Origin of the sequence: Methanolobus mangrovi (assembly GCF_031312535.1) — an archaeon.
Taxonomy (GTDB): Archaea; Halobacteriota; Methanosarcinia; order Methanosarcinales; family Methanosarcinaceae; genus Methanolobus; species Methanolobus mangrovi.
On the sequence record NZ_CP133594.1, the window covers coordinates 1471265 to 1485892 of the forward strand.

The following is a 14628-nucleotide window of genomic DNA, read 5'->3' on the forward strand; positions in this document are numbered from 1 at the left end:
AATTGCTGTCTATTTATTGTTTTTGGATACAGTGAAAAATGAATATATTTATGGAATATCAGATTCCGGAGAGTGATTCTGATATTATTCCTCTGGAATTATGATCCATGCAAGCACATATATAAGAAGTCCGGTGCCTAAACTGAAGAAAGTACCTACAGCCCACAAAAGTCTTACAACTACAGGATCAACTTCAAGATATTCACCAAGACCGGCACATACTCCTGCAAGCATCCGGTCATTTCTTGAGCGTCTCAATTTATTTTCCATATTTACCCACCATAACAGTAATGATCAATATCAAAGATCGCAGGTCTTGCAGTTGGTCCCGCAACATTCCGGATTATCGAACTGCCATTTAAGACCCCATTTTTTGATGTTCTGCAATATATTCAGGAACTCCTCGCCACTTTCAGTTAGGGAGTATTCTGATTTGATAGGAAACACTGAATCATCCACCTTCTTATCAACAAGGCCATGCTCTTCCAGTTCTTTCAATCTTGTAGAAAGGGTTTTCGGGGTCACGTCCTGCAATTTATTCTTAAGCTCGTTGAACCGTTTATGCCTGTTTTCCCCCTTGTACAACTCGTGCATAATGCATAAAGACCATTTTTTGCCGACAATATCGACCGTTTTGTAGATAGTACAATCTTTCATAGTATCTTATAAGAAACCACCCAATATATAAGTGAGTATCCGTAATATACTTATTATCCAGAAAAGAATTTTGGAAGAAGGAGTGACCAATATGGCAAAAGATTTACTTGAAAAGGGAGCAATCCTGCAGAGAGACCAGGAAACATATGCAATTGCACCGCACCTGCCTGGCGGAATTGTTTCAGCAGAACAACTCGGTAAAATTGCAGACGTTGCAAAGAAATATGGAGCCGCAACATTAAAAGTAACCTCTTCCCAGAGAGTTGCTATTGTAGGATTGAAAGAAGACGATATCGACAAAGCCTGGGAAGACCTTGGAATTAAGCCAGGTGCTGCCATCGGACTTTGTGTAAGAAGTATAAAGATATGCCCTGGTACTACATTCTGTAAGCGTGGACAACAGGATGCTGTAAGTCTTGGATTAAAACTTGATGAGAAATACCACGGAATGCCGCTCCCATCCAAATTCAAGATGGCTGTTTCCGGATGTATGAACTCATGCTCAGAACCCGCCATCAAAGATATCGGTATCATGGGTACACCAAAAGGATACACAGTCATGGTTGGTGGAAATGCAGCTATCAAACCAAGACTTGCTGATGTCATCGCAGATGAATTAAGTGAAGATGACGTCCTTGCGCTCGTAGATAAGATCATCAGCTTTACTAAGACCAATGGTTCAAAACACCGTCTTAGCAGAGTAATTGATGAAATGGGAATTGACAAGTTCAAGGAAGAGATCGGCTTATAATTTAGATATTTTTAAGGGGGAATTAGCCCCTTGTTTTCTTTCTTTTTATATGTTCCTTTAAAAACGGAGTTGTTATTATCGAAGATGCTAAACCGGCAACAAGAATTGCAGTAATAAGATGCGACATAGTCTCGGAAGCATGTCCGGGAGTAGGATGTTTCATGGCATTCAATAAAAAGAGAATGCACTTTAGTGATTATGAAGAGAATACAGAGATGGTTGCCTTTTTCACATGTGGTGGCTGCTCCGGCCGCAGGATATACCGCCTGTTGAAATCACTTAAGAAACGCGGAGTGGATGTTATCCATCTGAGTTCCTGTATGCAAATGGAGAACTATCCAAAATGTCCGCACATCGATGAGATAAAGAGAACAGTTGAAAATGCAGGAATAAAACTTGTGGAAGGAACACATCACTAACACATGGAGATTAGAATATGAGCCAGAGAATGATAGTCAAAATAGATGAAGATAAATGTACCGGATGTGGAAAATGCGTATCTCCCTGTGCTGAAGGAGCTATACAGATAATTAATGGAAAGGCAAAGGTCGTTTCAGAAGAACTCTGCGACGGAATGGGATTCTGCATAGGAGTTTGTCCTGAAGGCGCAATCACCATCGAAAAAAGAGAGGCTATTCCCTTTGACCTGAGGAAAGCCGAATCACAGCCAAAAAAGACAGATATTTCAATTCACTGTTTCAGTTGCGGCTGTGGCGAGGATAATAATTACCTGATGCCTGTAAGACATAACATGGAAAGTCTCTGGGTTTGCACAAGATGTCTTCCAAAACTTATCCACGGATGAGATAATGGCAATTGAGATCGAACTTAGCAAGGACGCAGACTACCTCTGCGACTACACTTTCAATTTTCATTGGCATAACAAAAGTCTTGATCCCGATTCACTGATACCAGACCAGAATGGTACAAAACTTACTTACAGGGACCTCGTCAATGAAATTAGGACAGGGGGCGAGGTTCGTATCAAAGGCAATGTGGCAAAGAATTTTGCTTACAGTATGGGAGCAGACCTGAAGCACTTCGGAGGGAACGGAGAAGCTGAAAAAACAGGCAGGATATTCATCCAGGGAGATGTCGGCCCTGAAGCCGGCATGGGCATGGTTGCCGGAACTCTGTATATCAAAGGCAATATCGGATATCCGATTGGGAATATAGTGGAACTCGAATCTGATGTGCAGGATTATCGAAAATTCCGCTCGATCACAGATGTCCTCTGTAATGGTCTCGGCGAGGATAAGCTCATAGATAACGACTTTAACGAAAAGCAAAGAACACTGATCCTTAAGGACGGTATATCCAGAGGTACTGTTGCTGCCAGGTGTCCATGTGATGCGAAGGTCATCATAGAAGGAGATGCATACAATGGAACGGGAATACTTGCAAAGAAAGCTACTGTTATCGTGAACGGAAATGCAGGCATGAACACTGGTTCACACCTTAACGGAGGAACTGTGGTGGTCCATGGAGATGTGGGGGAATTTGCCGGAGCATATATGAAAGACGGAAAACTCATTTTCCTGAGTGCTAAGGGTTTCATTGGTGCGGGAATGGAAGGTGGTTCCATATACTCAAAGAATAAGGCCAAAACAAGCCCTCCTGCTGCAAAGTCCAGAATGAAAGGAGAGGACAGTTCACTCATTAGAGAGATGATGGATGCCGGAAGAGTTGAATCAATGCTCTACAACAAGTATGAGCCAGAAGAAGAAAAACAGAAATATGCGGAAGTTCACATGCGTGACGGGTCCATTATTATGCGTAGGATCGACTGACTTCATGCTTTATCCAGCATTACCCAGAAAACGGAGCCTTTACCCTGCGGATTGTCTTCAACACCAACAGTGCCATTGTGGATGTCAACTATTCTTTTGACAATTGCAAGACCAAGACCGGATCCTTTTATACCTTTTTTGTCAGCTCTTTTGAATCTCTCAAAAATGTATGGCTTGGCTTCATCCGGAATTCCATCCCCTTCATCTGCCACCATTATTTTCCAGCTTTTGCCAATTTCAGCAATTTCCACCCTAATAGTACTACCTGAAGGACTATATTTGAGAGCATTGGATATCAAATTGGAAAAAACATCCTCAATTATATCGTTTATTCTGGAAGGATATTCTCCTTTGAGCTCGAAGTCAAGTTTAATGTCCTTTTTTCTAAATTCTGGAGAAAAACTACCGACAACATCCCATAATATAATACCAACATCATTTGTTTCAAATTTCATCTCTTCGTATGATTCAAGTTTTGAGAGTTTTGCGGCAGAACTTATCATTGATATCAGATGATCGGTCTGTTCGCTTATTATTTTGAGTGTTTCTTTTTTCTCAACATCCATTTCTTTCATGTACAGCACATCACTAAAACCTTTGACAATACCTGCAGGATTTAACAGGTCATGTCTCATAATATCTGCGAAAAGGTCCTTTAGTTCGTTTGAATCCTCAAGTTTTGATTTTTTTGCTTTCTCCAGCATCCAACGGGAATGCACTTCAAAAATAATAAAAAGCATAAATATGAGAGCTAAAACATACCAGTACTGGATAATTGCCTGCGTAGGAGATACTTTTCCGTAATCTACATATAAGCTAACCCTGAGTTCTTTCATAAGATTATCCACAGGACTATAGCTTGCCGGAACTGACCAACCACTTGAATCAAGAGTAATGGCAGCATTGCTGTTTGAAGGCATACTTAAAAGGGCTATAGATACTTTATTTGAAATATCATCTGATGTTAAAGCGGTCTTCCCGAACATCCATTCAGGGTAAATATCTGTGCTCACCAGTAGTGGAAAGTTCTCGTATTCCTTCTGATTAAGGACTTTGATATCCTTTAAATTTATCTTACCTTCAAGAGCCATTTTTTCCAGGGTGCCTGTCCGGACCGTTCCAGCATCGACATCCCCATTGATAATGGAAAGAACTACTTTATCATGGGTCTTCCCAAATGTTAGTTCGTTAAAATCAGTATTGTAATTTATACCATTATGGTGTAATTCCCCCGCGCCGGCAAGAAATCCACCAAATGATTCTTCGCTGACTGCCATAAAAGATTTATCTTTCAGATCCTGCAAAGAATTGATATCGTCCCTGTCAGCTCTTGTGAGAATTACACCGCCAAAACCATCGTATGAAGAATTTTCCCACATCGGCTGGAAAGTTGCAATCCTGCCAGCTCCGTAGATGCGCGCCATTTCTACGTAAACCATTGGATTTGAATAGAAAAAATCAATTCCTTCATTGTCTATAACAAAAAAGAATTCATCATAATCAAGAGGAATTACTTCAAAGGTTGTATTGGGAATGCTAGTTGACAGATACTCTGCAGTTGGAGTCCATTGCTCCATAGTATTATCCTTTTCTCCGTTAACAGAAAGAACACCAATTTTGTAAACATTGGATTCGCAATTCACCGTCGGAAGAAAAATAGAATTGAGAACAAAAATAAATAATATTACCCTCAGAATCCAACCAGCTTTTCCCTTACTAATTTACACCCCTCCCCTAAAGTGCAAATGTGTCTATAATACTTAAGATATTTAGTGTTTTTGACGCATTGTAATAAAAAAAGAAAGTGAGTGAAATTATTTCACTACAATGAACTTCAGGAGATTAGTACCACCAGGCTTTCCGTGACCTGAAATCTGACCCTGGGTGAGAATGACCATATCCCCTTCCCCAATATTGTCTGATTTCTTCAAAGCGTCCATTGCAGTTTCCTCCCAATCGAACACCTTCTGGCGGGTAAGTACTGGATAAACTGCATATTGCATTGCAAGTTGCTCACACGTAAGAGGATAGCGGCTAAAGGCAAGTATCCAGATATCCGGCCTGAATCTCGAAATATGCCTGGGAGTCTTTCCTGAAACAGTAGGCGTAATAACATAACGTATAGGAAGGCTGCGAAGTGCATCATTTACCTGTATCGAGATCATATCCTCAACACCCGGATGCATTTTATGGATGGCTTTTTTCATCATTTCAAGGCCTATTGTAGTGTGGTCCCTCCATTTTTCAGTTGACCTTGCTATTTTAGACATCATTTTAACAGTTTCAACCGGATATGTTCCTACTGCAGTTTCCGCTGAAAGCATGACTGCATCTGTCCCGTCTATAATAGCATTGGCCACATCTGTGGCTTCAGCCCTTGTAGGCCGGATATTGCCGGTCATTGATTCAAGCATCTGCGTTGCGGTTATTATCGGCGTGCTCATCAGGTTTGCCTTATGTATAATGTTCTTTTGGACAATAGGAACATCCTGTATCGGGATCTCTACGCCAAGATCACCACGGGCGATCATAATGGCATCGCTCTCTTTGATAATTGCATCTATGTTCTTTACAGCCTCTTCCCTCTCGATCTTTGAAACTATGAATATTTCTTTGCCCTGGCTTTCCGCATAGTTTCGAACCTGTATGATATCCTCTTTTGATTCTATGAATGACAGGCAGAATATGCTCAAACCTTCCTCAAGTCCGAAGTCAACGATCTCAAGGTCCCTTCCGGTTATGGGATTGATAAACATCTGGGAACCTGGCAAATTGATGCCTTTTTTAGAGAACAGGGGGCCGCCAACAACAACCTCACAATGAATATCTTCACCTTCGACACTTACACAATCAAGCTGGATGAAGCCATCATTCAGGTAAATAGGACTACCTGGAACCACACTATCTGTGATCTGTTTGTACTGAACAGGGATCAATAAATCCTTTCCGAGAACGTCACGTGAAGTCAAAGTTACATGCGCTCCTTTTTCCAGTATCATTGGTTCATCCTGGATTATTCCTACCCGTATCTTTGGCCCGGGGAGATCTGCCATTATAGCTACCACCCTGTTGAGTTCCCCGGCTATGGTCCTTATTCTCTTGATGATAGTACGGTGGTCATCAAGATCACCGTGAGAGAAATTCAGACGGGCAACATTCATGCCCTGCAGAATGAGTTCACGTAGCACATCCTCTGAAGAAGAGGCCGGGCCGATAGTACATACGATCTTTGTTTTATGATCTGGCAAGTCCATACTTTATCCCACCTTTATGATAAACAACAATTAATTCATTATTTCTTATGGAACTGATTAAATTAAGGCTTATTCCGAAGTATTCAATACACTATATATAGGATACATCATTAAAAATTATTTAAACTAACAGTATCCAATACATATTGGGGTTACCATGACAAATTCAATGTTTGAACTAACTGAGAAACAAAAGAAAGAACTCTCTGACATTTTCGGAAGAGGAGTTAATTTCAAAGATAAGGAAAGACACTTTTACACACATGATGTGGGAGCATTGCCATCACTTGTAAAAAAAATGGTTGGCAAAACAAAGCCTGCTGCGATTGTAAAAGTAAAGGATGAAGCAAAAGCTGTTGAGCTTGTTAATTTTGCACGCAAATACAAGATACCAATCGTGCCAAGAGCAGGTGCTTCATCAGGATACGGCGGCATCATACCCACAAAGGGCGGTATAATTGCCGATGTAACCCCCATGAGGAAAATAATCGATATTGACAAAGATAATCTCAAAGTGACTGTAGGCGCAGGTGCCGTCTGGTATGACCTTGAATCAAAACTTAACGAGGAAGGACTGGCTGTACAGGCAGTTCCATCAAGCGCACTTTCCGCAACAGTTGGAGGATGGCTTGCGCAGAACGGTGTGGGTTACGGAAGTTATGAATACGGCTGGTCACAGGACACTATGGAATCTGCCAGGGTCGTCCTGCCAAATGGAGAAGTTAAGGATTTCTCAGGAAATGAGCTTGACAAGATCATCGGCACAATGGGAACTACCGGTATCATCACACAGGTTACCCTGAAATTAAGGAAGTACGAAAAGAACGCTGCTATCTCTGCAGGATTCCCTGATGCTTCCAGCATGAAGAAAGCGATCAAGAAAGTAGGGGAGAAGAAAATACCCATCTGGGCCATCTCATTCTTAAATCCACAATGGGCTGACATGAAGAACAAATCCCCATATAAAACACATTATGGAGAAACTGTTGAGGAACACAGGCCGGAACTTCCGCATTCCTACATATGTAATTTTGCCTATCCGCAGTCAAGAGATGTCAGCGGCCTTGAAGACATAATCAGAGAAGCTGGCGGAGTGATCCTGCCACAGGAAATTGCTGACCATGAGACCCAGGAATGGTTCAGGTCCATGAAAGTGAAGAGACTTGGCCCTTCCTTTATTCCTGCTGAAGTGGTAGTGCCTGTCGATAAGATAGACACCATGTTCACAGAGATCGGTAAAAAGATTGGGCTTCCTGTACTGGTAGAGGGAATGGTCACAAAGGGTGATGAAGCTATTATGCTTTGTTTCATGCCTCACTCGGAAAGATCCTTCAAGTACAATCTTGCATTCCCGCTTGCCCTTAGTATTGTAAAGATAGCTGAGGAGAATGGCGGAAGGATATATGCATCTGGTCTCTATTTTGCGCAACAGGCAGATAAGGTCTACAAAAAGCGCCTGCCTCTTATTCAGGAGCTTAAGAAGCAGACCGATCCTGATGACATAATGAACCCTGAAACACTGACTGGCAAAACTATGTTGAAGACAGGACTTTCCTTTGCAAGAGCATTCGAGCCAATGGCCCGCATGGTCGGAAATATGTCAGGGGTTGGCGATCAGGAATTCAAAGAGGAGAAAAAAATACCGGGCGACATTATATCTCATGCGTACACCTGTGCCCAGTGTGGATACTGTGTGAATGAGTGTGACCAGTACTATGGCAGAGGCTGGGAATCACAGTCCCCACGTGGTAAGTGGTTCTTCATCAAGGAATACCTTGCCGGAAAAATGCCGCTTGACCAGGAACAGGTAGATACTTTCCTTGCCTGTACCACCTGTGAGATGTGTGATCATAACTGTCAGCTTGACCTGCCTATCGAACGTTCATGGATGACACTCAGAGAGAACTTTGTCCAGAAGAGAGGCATGATGACAATCCCCCCGTTTGAAATCATGGCTCAGAGTCTGGACAAGGAGAGGAACATCTGGGCAAATTACAGGGTTGACAGGGACAAGTGGCTGCCTGATGATATCAGGGCAAAGATCAAGGACAAGGCCGAGATCGCATACTTTGCAGGATGTACCGCATCTTTTGTGGAAAAGGATGTTGCAGAGGGTACGGTCCGGCTGCTTGATGAAGCTGGAATAGATTTCGCATACCTTGGTGACAAGGAAGCATGTTGTGGAATTCCAATGCTCGTTGCCGGAAAGTGGGATGTATTCGAGAGAATCCTGAAAATGAACATCGCCAACATGCAGAAACTTGGCGCAAAGACGGTTGTTACATCATGTCCTGCATGTCTGCTTATGTGGAGAACTATCTATCCACAGTGGGCTGAGAAACTTGGAATGGACTTTGACATTGAGGCAAAACACTATTCAGAAGTCCTGCTGGATAAACTGGATGTATTGAAGCCAAAGTTCAAGGTACCAATTAACAAGACCATTGCATGGCATGATTCATGTCACCTGGGAAGAGCCGGTGCAGGCGTCTACGAGCCACCACGAGAATTGCTCAAAGCAATCCCGGGAGTAACGTTCAAGGAGATGGAACACAACCGTGAGAAAGCACTCTGTTGTGGTTCAGTTGTAACCCTTATCGATGAGCCGAAAGTAGCAAGCAAGATAGGTAATACCCGTTTGCAGGAAGCTGTTGACCAGGATGCTGACATCATGGCTGCACTCTGTCCGTGCTGTCTTGTTCAGTTCAGGGTCGCTGCAAGGGATAATAATGTAGATATGAAGGTAGAGGACCTTGCAGCACTTGCAGCACGCAGTCTTGGATATGACATACCGGAAACTACAACTGATGCTCTTGTTGCATGGGCGACCTTCGAAAAGATGATAGAGCTGATGGAGCCGGAGAACATGACCGAGATGATGGTGGAACTCCTGCCTGACATGATCGGAGCCATGCCTTCATACATGCAGGCCATGATGAAGACGGTGAAGTACGTACCGGGCATGGATGTACTCATGAAACCCATGATGCCGATAATGATGCCTATGCTCATGCCTTCAATTATGCCAAAGGTCATGCCAAAGATGCTCAAGGCTGTTGAAAAGAGAGTCCCAATGCCGGATTATATGCTCGAGCAGATGCCAGACCTCATGCCGGCTGCAATGGGCAATCTTTTGCCGAACATGCTTCCGCAGCTCATACCTCTGCTGACACCGAAGATGATCGAGTATATCAAGACGAACTGAAGATTTAGATTTGTTTGACATTGCTTGAGGGCAGTGTCAATTTTTTTTTATTTCAGAAAGGTATTAATATATAATATGTAGGTATATTTTAAATTATGGATTCTCAAAATAATATTGAAGAGTGGTTAACATTAGCGGAAGAAGCTCTGACTTTGAATGAGCAAATCGAATGCTATGAGAAAGCATTAGCCATTAAGCCGGATAATATTGATATATGGATCAAAAAAATAAATCGTATTTGCGATATATGCCCCACTCCTTATGATATAATGTCTAATAATATTGATTTGGAAAAATCAATCTCAAATAAATGCAACAAAGAGAAAATTACTATAGAAGAATTTGAACTTTTGTTTATCAAAGCTAAAATATATGACACTTATGGCAAATATGATGAATCTGTGGAAACTTTTGATAGAGCATTGAATATATCACCAGATATTATAAAATTGTCGTGCAGCCAAATAATAGAAAGTTTCGACAATGTTCAATTAGAATTAGTTGATATAGCATTAGAACTCAAACCAAACGATACAGACTTATTAATAGATAAAGCTTGGTTGACTTTTGGTTGCCAATCGCAAGTTGACGAAGGTATAGAATATTTTAATAAAGCAGTAGCAATAAAGCCAAATGATGATTACATATTGAAGAGTAAAGCATCTTATTTAAACCATATGCGGAGATATAATGAAGCATTGGAAACTGTTGATCTTGCATTAGCTATAAAACCAGAAGATACTGTATTGTTAAGTGATAAAGCTTGTTATCTCAACAATTTAAGCAAATATGATGAAGCATTGGAAACTGTTGATCTTGCGTTAGCTATAAAACCAGAAGATACTGAATTGTTAATGAACAAAATTTGCTATCTCATCAATTTAAGAAGGTATGATGATTTATTGAAAAATATTAAGAGAGTCGATACAAGTTCAGAAAACATTAACCATTTAATTGAAAAAATAAGAACGCCTCAGTTTGGTAGCCCAGCTGATTCACCTATAATTTGTTCAGAAACTTATTCAGCATTTTATGATATAGGCACTGAATACTTTGAAAATAATAATTTAGAAAAAGCATTTAATTACTTTAATTATGCATCAAAAATAAAGCCTGATGATGCAGATATTTGGATTAAAAAAGGCGATTCAAAGTATAGAAATGGAAACTATGGACAAGCACGCATACAATACAATAAAGCAACAAAAGTTGATCCGAAAAATGCTGAAGCATTGTACAAAAAAGGTTTATCTTTGGATAAAAAAGGGGAAATTGAAGAAGCAAAAGAATGCATCGATAAAGCTTTAAAAATCAATCCAAATTATACCCTTGACCATGATTTAGACTATGAGATTTTTCCGTCAAACAAAAGTCCTCAAGCTCTCCACAATATTGGGACAAAACAACATAAAGAATTAGACCACCATCTTGAAAAGAAGCAAAAAACAAGAAGTGTTTGGAATAACATAAGTTATAATATTGTTGAAGCTGATGAGGGAGAAGAGGATAGAAGAGAAGTTACTTTTAGGAAACGAAATTCGACACTTATTAAGAATAAGAAGTCAGATTCAGATTATCGATGTGAAGTATGCGGAATCAGTTATGAAGATGTGTACGGCGAGATTGGAAAGAATTACATCATTGCCCATCATATAGAACCAATAGGAAATAGGGAAGGTTCATCCAAAACAACGCATGATGATATTGCTCTTTTATGCTCAAATTGCCACAATATGGTTCACAGAACAAACCCCCCAATGACTGTAGAAGAATTACGCAGTCTAATACAGAACATTTAATAGAAAAGAAGAATAAAAGGCTTTGAGCCTTTATTCTTAAAATTTACTTCTTAATTGGTTGGTCAGGCGTTACACCATAGTATTCTGTTCTTGCCTTGCCCCATGGACAACCTTTCGCGCCAAAAATCTTGAGTTCAATGTTCTGGATAGCTTTGAAAAAGCCATTGCCGGCACGTGCACCTTTACATACAAGACAGTAGTTCTCACAGAATACAGGAGCTTTTTTCTGGTCTGCCATAAATTATCCCCTCCGTTTGTTTCTCAGTTGTTTAGACTCGTCTGACGTTTTTTCCAGATAAAGATAAGAAAGACAGGTTATTATAATTTTGCCTGTATTTCCTTTGCAAATTCCTTAGCTTTCTGTACGCGTGATGCATCAGGCTGTCCTTTTGTGGATGGGCCCATCTCACCGAATGCTTTCATCTGCGGGTCGTCTGCCTTTAACAGCATGTCGATAACAGGCTGTGCAAGCTCACCCTGACAGTCAAATGTGCCAAGTATGTTTGCACCTTCTGCAGCCTGTGAAGCGGAACCGGTCCAGGAGTGGATAGCTTCGAATCCTTCAGGAACTGCATGGGTCATGAATATGGCTACATTCTTGCCGGATGTTTTCTCTGATAAAAAGGACTTTACCTTTGGCGGGACATCGAACTGTAGAACGGGGAAACCTATGAATGCAAGGTCATATCCTTCAAGGTCCGTGACCTCACCTATTGGTTTGATCTCCTTTTCCCCTTCAAGTTCTCCGTAAATGGCTTCTGCGATCTTCTGTGTGTTTCCGGTCTGGGTCATATATGTAACAAGTGTCTTCATATGGATACCTCTGTTTTTTGATAATTTAGTTTATCCACTATAGATTTATATAGATAAGCGTCAGGAAACTGTAGTTAATTGGAAGAGATACAAAAAAATGACCTTAAGTAGTCAATTCACCTGACATTTCAGGCAAGTAACTCTATTATGAAGGGATTTTGCTAAAAAATCAAAAGGGAATAAACCAAAACCCCGAAGGATTTTGGCACTAACTGAAAAAGAAAAAGGGTTAAGCTGAAGCTACCTTTTCAGCTTTAGCATCTACGGCTTCAACTACTTCAGCATCTTCTCTTGTCAGAGCTGCAATCAGACATCCTCTTGCAATGGAATATATAGGGTCTTTAGAGTCTGATAAAACATATTTGTTCTTCTTTACTTTGGAGATATTGATAGGAAGATTTGCTTCATTGATCCTCATTTCAAACATTTCCATGAATCCTCTTGCCCGGCTGCTGCCACCTGCGATAGCAACTGGGAATTCTGCATCCGGAGGAGCTACTTCGGAGAGTTTTCGTTTCAGGTTTGCAATAATATACGTTATTAGAGCATCGTAGTAGAGGGCAAGTGCACCCTGGACACTTCCAATCTCATAATCTGAGCTTAATGAAAAGTCACTTTCTTTTATTGCAGTTATCCTTTCATTTGCTACTCCGGTGGCACTGGATACCTGTTCATCGATCCAGTCTCCGCCTCTTGCAATGCTGAATGAGACTACAGGAGTTGCAAGATAGGCAACTGTTATGTTTGTCATGCCTGCTCCTACACTAATACCGATACCTGTAAAATTGAAGTCACCAAGCTCGGAAAATACAACTGCCAAACCTTCATCGATCAAATGGGTCTGATAACCGAATCTTTTTGCCAGAGCTTCAACGGTTTTGCTGTGATACAGTACGTTGACCTTGCTGTCAACAGGACTTGCAGGAACAGAAATGTATACTATCTCTCCTTCTTTTTCAGGCTTACCTAATACTCTCTCAATGATCAGTTTGATCATCGGAATGGATTCTTTCTCGTCAGGACTGATAATACCCTGTTTCATTGGCCTTCTAATTGGCTTGTTGAATACATTTGAAAACTTGAAAGCATCTTCCCCAAGTACATTGATCATGTTATCCTTCTGGGTGTATAGTATCTTGGCACTGTCCAGCATGTTTTGCGCCAGGTCCCCTGCTTCCATTTCCAAAAATGCATTTCTTTGCTGTGCAAATGAGATAGAATCTCCTTTTCCTTTCTCTGCACTTATTATGTTCATTGTTCCAACATCAAGTCCTTTTGCCATGTTTTATCTCCTGATTGAATTAAATTTAACTTTAAGTTTATCCGAAAAAGTTCTATTTTGCTCTGCTGCACTCTGTTTCATTGTTGCACTTAACATTTTGCTTGTCAGATCAATGCCGCAATCACTCACTTTGACCTTTCCACTGATGGTATTTTGCAGAAATTCGACTTCCCTGATACTATCCCTTAATTCGATTTTGCTCTGTGCTGATTCCTTCAGAGCTTTTCCCAGAACAAAATCACATGAGTCTTCTTTTATACCCAGATTAAATGTCGAAAAACTACTATTGCCGGATAAAGATTCATTTAATGTCTTCTCGACTTCTTTTTCAATATCCTCAATAGAATACTGGTTGACCGTATCTGTTTCAAGCAATAGCTTGGAACGCTCTTCAATAAGCTTTAGAACTGCATTCCCAAAGGCATTTCCTGAAAGGAGACAAATACCTGCAGCATATGAAAAAGATACATAGCTAACATTTGGATATACCCAGCTATTCGAATAGATGGTTGCAAAATAAAGTACTCCGCAAATTGAAGACAGGAATCCGAATATCATAACCCAATTACTATAAAGACCGTAGGGTCTGCGCTGACTTATCATCAGATTTATGCCCAATAGTACAAAGGAAAGTCCAATGCCCAGAAGACCATAAGTGGTTATTATTTCTGAAGGATCAGATGTTCTTCTGAGATGAACCATTATAGCAAATCCGATTGCACTGATGGATAAAATAAGGCCAGAGAGGAATATCATTGATCCAAAATAGTACCTGAATTTTGATTCCATTACGCGTATTGAATATTTTTTATAATATATAGTTTGTGCTTATACATATATATATATTATAAATATTAATAAATAAATATGTGTTAATAAATAGTACATTATATTAACCACCCAGGACTATTCAATGTGATTATCATCGAGATAAATCAACAAAAACATTGGATCTTATTAAATGAAATAAAGTGAAGATACTACAAACATAATACTTTCACCCCGCTTACATCACCCGCATATAGGTAAATCGCCAATTAACAACTCGATGACAGAGTTCGAGAGAAAAGTAAAGAT

14 protein-coding genes are annotated in these 14628 nt (G+C 40.4%); 6 read left to right on the forward strand and 8 right to left on the reverse strand.

The window, feature by feature from the left end:
- Positions 1 to 84: 84 nt before the first annotated feature.
- Both RE476_RS06975 and RE476_RS06980 read right to left on the reverse strand, forming a co-directional pair.
- A complete protein-coding gene (locus tag RE476_RS06975; RefSeq protein WP_309306943.1) occupies positions 85 to 270 on the reverse strand; it encodes a PspC domain-containing protein in 186 nt (61 codons plus the stop codon).
- Between the two features lie 30 nt (positions 271 to 300).
- Positions 301 to 657 carry a winged helix-turn-helix transcriptional regulator gene (locus RE476_RS06980; protein WP_309306944.1) on the reverse strand — a complete coding sequence of 119 codons (357 nt, stop codon included), beginning with the start codon at positions 655 to 657 and terminating at the stop codon, positions 301 to 303.
- A 91-nt stretch (positions 658 to 748) separates the two neighbouring features.
- Between RE476_RS06980 and RE476_RS06985 the strand changes: the two genes are divergently transcribed.
- The 4 genes from RE476_RS06985 (at position 749) to RE476_RS07000 (ending at position 3198) form a co-directional block, all read left to right on the forward strand.
- A complete protein-coding gene (locus tag RE476_RS06985) occupies positions 749 to 1408 on the forward strand; it encodes a nitrite/sulfite reductase domain-containing protein (protein ID WP_309306945.1) in 660 nt (219 codons plus the stop codon).
- Between the two features lie 113 nt (positions 1409 to 1521).
- The gene (locus RE476_RS06990) at positions 1522 to 1827 is read left to right on the forward strand and encodes a CGGC domain-containing protein (RefSeq protein ID WP_309309570.1); all 306 of its coding nucleotides are present in this window, start codon (positions 1522 to 1524) and stop codon (positions 1825 to 1827) included.
- Between the two features lie 17 nt (positions 1828 to 1844).
- Positions 1845 to 2213: an ATP-binding protein gene (locus RE476_RS06995; RefSeq protein ID WP_309306946.1), complete on the forward strand. Its 369-nt coding sequence runs from the start codon at positions 1845 to 1847 to the stop codon at positions 2211 to 2213.
- Positions 2214 to 2217: 4 nt separating this feature from the next.
- A complete protein-coding gene (locus RE476_RS07000; RefSeq protein WP_309306947.1) occupies positions 2218 to 3198 on the forward strand; it encodes a formylmethanofuran dehydrogenase in 981 nt (326 codons plus the stop codon).
- 2 nt (positions 3199 to 3200) lie between these two features.
- Here the strand turns inward: RE476_RS07000 and RE476_RS07005 are convergent, their stop codons facing one another.
- The gene (locus RE476_RS07005; protein ID WP_309306948.1) at positions 3201 to 4841 is read right to left on the reverse strand and encodes a sensor histidine kinase; all 1641 of its coding nucleotides are present in this window, start codon (positions 4839 to 4841) and stop codon (positions 3201 to 3203) included.
- A 171-nt stretch (positions 4842 to 5012) separates the two neighbouring features.
- Positions 5013 to 6452 (reverse strand): pyruvate kinase, encoded by a 1440-nt coding sequence (pyk, locus tag RE476_RS07010; RefSeq protein WP_309306949.1) that lies wholly within the window; start codon positions 6450 to 6452, stop codon positions 5013 to 5015.
- Positions 6453 to 6609: 157 nt separating this feature from the next.
- Between pyk and RE476_RS07015 the strand changes: the two genes are divergently transcribed.
- Complete coding sequence (locus tag RE476_RS07015) at positions 6610 to 9657, forward strand: FAD-binding and (Fe-S)-binding domain-containing protein (protein WP_309306950.1); 3048 nt, start codon at positions 6610 to 6612, stop codon at positions 9655 to 9657.
- 95 nt (positions 9658 to 9752) lie between these two features.
- Entirely contained in the window at positions 9753 to 11456 is a 1704-nt protein-coding gene (locus RE476_RS07020) for a tetratricopeptide repeat protein (RefSeq protein WP_309306951.1), read from the forward strand.
- A 43-nt stretch (positions 11457 to 11499) separates the two neighbouring features.
- Here RE476_RS07020 and RE476_RS07025 read toward each other — a convergent pair whose 3' ends face one another.
- The 4 genes from RE476_RS07025 to RE476_RS07040 all read right to left on the reverse strand — a co-directional run bounded on the left by RE476_RS07025 (position 11500) and on the right by RE476_RS07040 (position 14370).
- Complete coding sequence (locus RE476_RS07025) at positions 11500 to 11694, reverse strand: hypothetical protein (protein ID WP_309306952.1); 195 nt, start codon at positions 11692 to 11694, stop codon at positions 11500 to 11502.
- Between the two features lie 80 nt (positions 11695 to 11774).
- Positions 11775 to 12269: a flavodoxin family protein gene (locus RE476_RS07030; RefSeq protein WP_309306953.1), complete on the reverse strand. Its 495-nt coding sequence runs from the start codon at positions 12267 to 12269 to the stop codon at positions 11775 to 11777.
- 229 nt (positions 12270 to 12498) lie between these two features.
- Complete coding sequence (locus RE476_RS07035) at positions 12499 to 13551, reverse strand: disk-shape morphogenesis protein volactin (RefSeq protein WP_309306954.1); 1053 nt, start codon at positions 13549 to 13551, stop codon at positions 12499 to 12501.
- A 3-nt stretch (positions 13552 to 13554) separates the two neighbouring features.
- The gene (locus RE476_RS07040; protein WP_454786169.1) at positions 13555 to 14370 is read right to left on the reverse strand and encodes a DUF7139 domain-containing protein; all 816 of its coding nucleotides are present in this window, start codon (positions 14368 to 14370) and stop codon (positions 13555 to 13557) included.
- Between the last annotated feature and the right edge of the window lie 258 nt (positions 14371 to 14628).

Excerpts from the sequence above, each read along its gene's own strand:
- RE476_RS06975 (WP_309306943.1), bottom strand. The coding sequence starts at position 270 with ATGGAAAATAAATTGAGACGCTCAAGAAATGACCGGATGCTTGCAGGA.
- RE476_RS06980 (WP_309306944.1), bottom strand. The coding sequence starts at position 657 with ATGAAAGATTGTACTATCTACAAAACGGTCGATATTGTCGGCAAAAAA.
- RE476_RS06985 (WP_309306945.1), top strand. The coding sequence starts at position 749 with ATGGCAAAAGATTTACTTGAAAAGGGAGCAATCCTGCAGAGAGACCAG.
- RE476_RS06995 (WP_309306946.1), top strand. The coding sequence starts at position 1,845 with ATGAGCCAGAGAATGATAGTCAAAATAGATGAAGATAAATGTACCGGA.
- RE476_RS07000 (WP_309306947.1), top strand. The coding sequence starts at position 2,218 with ATGGCAATTGAGATCGAACTTAGCAAGGACGCAGACTACCTCTGCGAC.
- pyk (WP_309306949.1), bottom strand. The coding sequence starts at position 6,452 with ATGGACTTGCCAGATCATAAAACAAAGATCGTATGTACTATCGGCCCG.
- RE476_RS07015 (WP_309306950.1), top strand. The coding sequence starts at position 6,610 with ATGACAAATTCAATGTTTGAACTAACTGAGAAACAAAAGAAAGAACTC.
- RE476_RS07020 (WP_309306951.1), top strand. The coding sequence starts at position 9,753 with ATGGATTCTCAAAATAATATTGAAGAGTGGTTAACATTAGCGGAAGAA.
- RE476_RS07025 (WP_309306952.1), bottom strand. The coding sequence starts at position 11,694 with ATGGCAGACCAGAAAAAAGCTCCTGTATTCTGTGAGAACTACTGTCTT.
- RE476_RS07030 (WP_309306953.1), bottom strand. The coding sequence starts at position 12,269 with ATGAAGACACTTGTTACATATATGACCCAGACCGGAAACACACAGAAG.
- RE476_RS07035 (WP_309306954.1), bottom strand. The coding sequence starts at position 13,551 with ATGGCAAAAGGACTTGATGTTGGAACAATGAACATAATAAGTGCAGAG.